The organism is Aggregatibacter sp. oral taxon 458 str. W10330, assembly GCF_000466335.1.
Taxonomy (GTDB): domain Bacteria; phylum Pseudomonadota; class Gammaproteobacteria; order Enterobacterales; family Pasteurellaceae; genus Aggregatibacter.
Genome location: NZ_KE952588.1, coordinates 1 through 1174, shown reverse-complemented (window position 1 = coordinate 1174; position 1174 = coordinate 1). Strand labels below are relative to the sequence as shown.

The following is a 1174-nucleotide window of genomic DNA, read 5'->3' as shown; positions in this document are numbered from 1 at the left end:
TGTCTAAAGAAAAATTTGAACGTACAAAACCGCACGTTAACGTGGGTACAATCGGCCACGTTGACCATGGTAAAACCACTTTAACAGCAGCAATTACTACCGTATTAGCAAAACACTATGGTGGTGCAGCTCGTGCATTCGACCAAATCGATAACGCGCCGGAAGAAAAAGCGCGTGGTATCACCATCAACACTTCCCACGTTGAATACGACACACCAACCCGTCACTACGCACACGTTGACTGTCCGGGACACGCCGACTATGTTAAAAACATGATTACCGGTGCGGCGCAAATGGATGGTGCTATCTTAGTAGTAGCAGCAACTGATGGTCCTATGCCACAAACTCGTGAGCACATCTTATTAGGTCGCCAAGTAGGTGTACCTTACATCATCGTATTCTTAAACAAATGCGACATGGTAGATGACGAAGAGTTATTAGAATTAGTTGAAATGGAAGTTCGTGAACTTCTTTCTCAATATGACTTCCCGGGTGATGATACACCAATCATTCGTGGTTCTGCATTACAAGCGTTAAACGGCGTAGCAGAATGGGAAGAAAAAATCCTTGAATTAGCTCAAGCATTGGATACTTACATTCCTGAACCTGAGCGTGCAATCGACCAACCGTTCCTTCTTCCAATTGAAGACGTGTTCTCTATTTCCGGTCGTGGTACAGTAGTAACCGGTCGTGTAGAGCGTGGTATCATCCGTACTGGTGATGAAGTTGAAATCGTAGGTATCAAACCAACTGCGAAAACAACCGTAACCGGTGTTGAAATGTTCCGTAAATTACTTGACGAAGGTCGTGCAGGTGAAAACATCGGTGCATTATTACGTGGTACAAAACGTGAAGAAATCGAACGTGGTCAAGTATTAGCGAAACCGGGTTCAATTACTCCACACACAGACTTCGAATCTGAAGTGTACGTATTATCCAAAGAAGAAGGTGGTCGTCATACTCCATTCTTCAAAGGTTACCGTCCACAATTCTATTTCCGTACAACTGACGTAACCGGTACTATCGAATTACCGGAAGGCGTGGAAATGGTAATGCCTGGCGACAACATTAAAATGACTGTATCCTTAATCCACCCAATCGCGATGGACCAAGGTTTACGTTTCGCTATCCGTGAAGGTGGCCGTACAGTAGGCGCTGGCGTGGTAGCTAAAAT

Annotated in this window: 1 protein-coding gene; it reads left to right on the top strand. The window is 44.8% G+C overall.

Translation table 11 applies throughout. The features are described 5' to 3' along the window. Positions 1 to 1174, top strand: a 1174-nt coding sequence (gene tuf / locus HMPREF9065_RS09175) for an elongation factor Tu (protein ID WP_021615146.1), incomplete at both ends; no start/stop codon positions are given.